Below are 5,276 nucleotides of genomic sequence, written 5' to 3'. Positions count from 1 at the left end.
CTTCTACAAATTATATACTATATGAATACTCACAGGAAAGAAGGGATATATAAATGAATATAAAATATAGTTTATATTAGAGAAATTAGTTTATTTAAGATAATAAATTATAATTATAGGTGTAATAATTAGTAATTACTTCATAATTTATTTGTAATATAGGTAAATTACAAGTAAAATTAATGAAGAGAGGAGAGATGACAGTTGGATAAAAAAACAAAAGCAATTTTACTTATAATATTATCATCTTTAGGATTTGCAGTAATGGGGGCTTTTGTAAAGCTATCTGGTAGTTTACCAGCTTTTCAAAAAAGTTTTTTTAGAAATTTAGTTAGCTGTATAGTGGCTCTAGGATTAATTCTTAAACACAAAAGTTCTTTTTTTGGTAAAAGAGAAAATCAAAAGTACCTTTTAGCAAGATCTATATTAGGTACCTTAGGAATTATAGCTAACTTCTATGCTATAGATCATTTAGTTTTGGCAGACTCTGCTATGCTTAATAAATTAAGCCCATTCTTTTTAACGATTTTTGCTGTATTATTTTTAAAGGAGAAAATAACTCCAATGCAAATAGGAGCTTTATTTTTGGCGTTTTTCGGGAGTTTATTTATAATAAAACCTAGTTTTAACTTAAATATATTTCCGGCTCTTGTAGGGGTTAGTTCTGCAATATTTGCAGGGGGGGCTTATGCCTTTGTTAGGTTTCTTGGAGGAAGGGAGGAGTATTATACCATTGTATTTTATTTTTCTTTTGTATCTCTTGTAGTAACATTCCCAGTTATGATGATAAATTTTGTTCCTATGACTTCTTCACAGATTGCTTATTTACTTCTTGCAGGAGTAGCAGCTTCCGTAGGACAATTTGCTCTGACTCTAGCTTACAAATATGCTCCAGCTAGTGAGATATCTATATTTGATTATGTAAATATCATATTTTCAGCCCTTATTGGTTTAGTTATTTGGAATGAGATGCCAGATGTATATAGCATATTAGGATATTTCATAATTATTGGGGCAAGTGTATTTGTGTTTATATACAATAAAAGAAAATTTAAAACTAAGAGTTAAGGAGATATTATAGTATGAGTCTTAATGGGAAGGTTGCTTTAGTAACAGGATCATCAAGAGGTATAGGAAGAGCAATAGCTAAAGAGCTTGCAAAAGAAGGAGCTTTAGTTGGGATTAACTATAAAGCCAATGAAGAGGAAGCTAAAAAAACTCTAGAGGAAATAAAAGGACTAGGAGGACATGGAGTACTATTAAAAGGGGATATATCCTCCTATGATCAGTGCAAATCCATGTTGAAAGAGGTAATAGATACCTTTGGTAAAATAGATATATTAGTTAATAATGCAGGAATAAGCAAAGTAGGATTATTTATGGATATGAGTACGGAAGCGATTGAATCTTTGCTAAATACTAATCTTAATGGAGTAGTAAACTTAACCCATGTAGTTTTACCTTATATGGTAAGTAGGAAAGCAGGAAATATTATAAATATATCATCTATATGGGGGCAGGCTGGAGCTTCCTGTGAAGTTATATATTCTACTACAAAAGGTGGTATAAACTTATTTACAAAATCTTTAGCAAAAGAAATGGCTTTAAGTGGTATTAGAGTAAATGCCATTGCTCCAGGAGTTATAAATACTGAGATGAATAATTTTTTATCTCACGAGGAAAAAGAAAGTATTAAAGAAGAGATACCTATGGGGTGCTTTGGGGAAGGAAAGGATATAGGTGAAGCAGTAACTTTTCTATGTTCTGATAAAGCTAAATATATAACTGGACAGATTTTAACCATAGATGGTGGATTTATCTGATGGCTAGGAGCTGTAACACCCCCATCCTCTTAAAAGGTGGGGGTGTTACAGTTGCTACGCCCCTAGATTAACTCATCTAACCTTCAGAGGGTGGAAAGAACACACCATCTGAAGGGAGATTCGTTCTATATAATATAGAAATTACTATTAATGTATTATTTCATATTAGTTATATAAATAGATTATTAATAAATATTTTAATAAAAGCAGTATATTATTTTATTGAAAAACAAAATAATATACTGCTTTTAGTATAAGTAAATTAGTACTCGGATCATTAGAGTGTACTATAGCACAACTTAATAAGGACATTGTGATTACAACTATAAGCTATTTGGTGAGCTCTTCTCTAGAGTAAAATAGAACCTTACTCCAGTATCTGTATTTTTTACTCCAAAGTTACTGTTATGCAGTGTAAGAATATTTTTGCTTATTGAAAGTCCTAGTCCAGTTCCTCCAAAGGATCTGTTTCTTGACTTATCTATTTTATAGAATTGACTCCATATGTTTTCTATATATTCTTCTTTTATATTTTCTCCTGTATTCTCTATGGCTATAATAAAGGTTTTATTTTTATGTTCTACAGTTATAATTATATTTCCATCCCTTGGAGTATGTCTTATAGCATTAGTAAAGAAATTTGTTATAACTTGTTCAATTCTTACCTTATCACCTATAGCATAGGAATCATTAGAAAAATTTAAAATAAGATTTATAGATTTATCTTCAATATAGGTTTTAAAAGGTTTAATTACTTTATTAATAAGAACATCTATAGGAAAGGATTCTAATTTAAGCTGAAAGTTAGGCGATTCAAGTCTACTTAATTCTAGCATATCCCGTACTAATGCGTTCATTTTTTTAGATTCATCCATGATAACTTCTAGATAGAAATCCATATCCTCATCTTTTACTATCCCATCTTTCAACCCTTCTGCATATCCTTCAATTAATGTTATAGGGGTCTTAAGTTCATGAGAAACTCCAGCAATAAATTCTTTTCTCATATTCTCTAGTTCTTTCTCTTTTTCTATATCATTTTTTAGCTTTATGTTAGCATCTTTTAATTCATTTAAAGCACCACTTAGATTAAGTGATAAGAAATTTAAGGTTCTAGATAGATTACCTATTTCATCTTCTCTATATATTTCACATTTTTCATCAAAACTTAAGTTACACATTTTAAGTGCAGCTTTATTTAAATCAACTAGAGGCTTTGCTATAAGTTTAGTATATATATATGATAATACAAAGATTACAATTAAAGCGAATAAAAATAAATATATGTAAAAGTCTTTTATAACAGCAGAAGCTTCAGCTATAGGCTGAAATGGTGATATTGCAATTATTATATTATCATAGGCATTATTAAAAGATATAGGAGATATACAAACTAGATTTTTAGTATTAGTAGATTTATTATAAACCACTGAAGATAAAATAGAGTTATTCTTATACATATCATTCATTAGATCTTCGTTAGATATATACTCTCTAAAAACTTCAATAATAACCCTCTTAATGTTGGGGTCTATTTCATTATTGGCATTAGATAGATAGCTTATTTCCCCATTAGTATTTAATATAGCTACCTTTGCATTGTTCTTAACTTCTAGATTTTCTAAACTTTTTACTATGGAAAGAGTATTATTGCCTAAAGAGTAAGAGTAAGCAAGCTTAAAGTTTTTCAAGCTACTTTCTAAAGAATCTTGTTTTTTTCTTATATAAAATTTTTCAAAGAATAAACTTTGGAAAATCATAGAGAATATTAAAAATATGAATAGAGCAATGGCAGTTATAGAGAATAACCATTTGGTTATAGAATTTTTTATATTTATAGGCTTTATTCTAAATTTCAAATTTATAACCACTTCCTCTTACAGTTTTTATAAGTTCAGACATTTGAAGAAGCTTTTCTCTTAACCTCTTAATATTAGTATCTACTGTTCTTATATCTCCATCATAATCATATCCCCATACATTATTTAAGATATTTTCTCTTGATAAAGCTATATTTTTATTTTCAATTAGATATAAAAGTAAATCATATTCTTTAGGAGAAAGATTTATTATTTCTTCTTTAAGTTTTACTTCATGGCTTAATTTATTCACGGTTAAATCCTTAAAGTTTAAAAGATTTAGCTGACTAGTATCCTTAGAGTCACTTCTTTTTAATAGAGCTTTTACCTTAGCTACTACTACCTTAGGGCTAAAAGGCTTGGTTATATAATCGTCGCTACCAATATCATATCCTAATAATTCATCATCTTCCTCTGATCTTGCAGTAAGTATTATTATAGGTACTGTAGATATTTTTCTTATCTCTTTGCATACTGAAAAGCCATCTAAAACAGGCATCATAATATCTAGGATAATTAAATCTAAGTTCATAGTATTAAAAATCTCTAATGCTTCTTTTCCGTTAGAAGCCTCAATTACCTTAAAGTCTTCTCTTAAAAGATAGTCACTAATAAGTTTTCTTATTCTTGCCTCATCTTCTACTATCATTATTGTTTTTTTCATAAAATCACTCCTAATATAACATGATAACTATATTTTATAATACTATAAAGGCCTTAGGATATAATTTATAATAAATTTAAATTTCTAAAAGCTTTGGCATATTGCAATGATTATTACTAACAGAATCTTTAAGAATTGTAAATAATGTACTAATACCTTTTTCCATAGTTTCAGGATTAATTTTTGCAAAACTTAATCTTATGGACTTAATACAATCTTCCTTATTGTAATAAAAGAATTTACTATTTCGTACAATAATATTATTTGCCCTTAGAGTATTTATAATATTATCAATATTCAATTCTTTAGGTAAGTTTACATAGGCAAATAATCCATTAATGGGACTAGTATAATCTAGATCTATGTTATTATTCTTAAGATAATCATTGTATATTTTCATCTTGCTACCATAATGATTTTTAAGGGAATTTATATAGGTATCATAAGCTCCAGATAAAATATAATCATTTAAGGCGCTTTGAAATATAATATTACTTTGAAGTTCTGAAAATGTTTTAAATTCTCTAAAATTATCTTTTAAGCTATCTGGTAAATAGGTACTAGCCACTCTTATACCAGGAAGTAATATTTTTGAAAAGCTTTTTAAATATATTACTCTATCTTCAGTATCATAATACTTTATGGGCTTATTATTTGTTTCATTTAAATCATTTAAATAATCATCCTCTAAAATATATACATCATATTTATTAGCAAGATCTACAATATTTTTCTTAGTTTCCTCATCATAAGAGGTGCCAAGAGGATTATGAAGTCTAGGAATTGTGTAGAAAAATTTTATATCTCCATTCTTAAATATATTTTCTAGTAGTTCCATATCAATACCATTTTCTTTTCTAGATATAGTATAGACTTTAGATTTATTAATATTTAGCCAACCAATATATATATTGTAAGTAGGACTTTCTA

The 5,276-nt window shown here is 27.9% G+C and carries 5 protein-coding genes; 2 read left to right on the top strand and 3 right to left on the bottom strand.

What is annotated here, in order from left to right; all coding sequences use genetic code 11:
* Nucleotides 1-204: 204 nt before the first annotated feature.
* Both AB2369_RS11095 and AB2369_RS11090 read left to right on the top strand, forming a co-directional pair.
* Entirely contained in the window at nt 205-1,068 is an 864-nt protein-coding gene (locus AB2369_RS11095; RefSeq protein ID WP_367666546.1) for a DMT family transporter, read from the top strand.
* Nucleotides 1,069-1,082: 14 nt separating this feature from the next.
* A complete protein-coding gene (locus tag AB2369_RS11090) occupies nt 1,083-1,823 on the top strand; it encodes an SDR family oxidoreductase (protein ID WP_367666545.1) in 741 nt (246 codons plus the stop codon).
* Between the two features lie 323 nt (nt 1,824-2,146).
* On the opposite strand, the gene AB2369_RS11085 is transcribed toward AB2369_RS11090, so the two are convergent.
* From AB2369_RS11085 to AB2369_RS11075, 3 genes are all read right to left on the bottom strand, one after another.
* Nucleotides 2,147-3,682 carry an ATP-binding protein gene (locus AB2369_RS11085; RefSeq protein ID WP_367666544.1) on the bottom strand — a complete coding sequence of 512 codons (1,536 nt, stop codon included), beginning with the start codon at nt 3,680-3,682 and terminating at the stop codon, nt 2,147-2,149.
* Entirely contained in the window at nt 3,672-4,346 is a 675-nt protein-coding gene (locus AB2369_RS11080) for a response regulator transcription factor (RefSeq protein ID WP_367666543.1), read from the bottom strand. Before AB2369_RS11080 ends, AB2369_RS11085 begins: the two co-directional genes overlap by 11 nt.
* 76 nt (nt 4,347-4,422) lie before the next feature.
* A partial coding sequence (locus AB2369_RS11075; RefSeq protein ID WP_367666542.1) for an aminotransferase class I/II-fold pyridoxal phosphate-dependent enzyme occupies nt 4,423-5,276 on the bottom strand: 854 nt, incomplete at its 5' end.

It is taken from the genome of Clostridium sp., assembly GCF_040797585.1.
Taxonomy (GTDB): domain Bacteria; phylum Bacillota; class Clostridia; order Clostridiales; family Clostridiaceae; genus Clostridium_Z.
The sequence above is the reverse complement of the archived record's forward strand: the minus strand, read 5'-3'. Positions and strand labels throughout refer to the sequence as shown.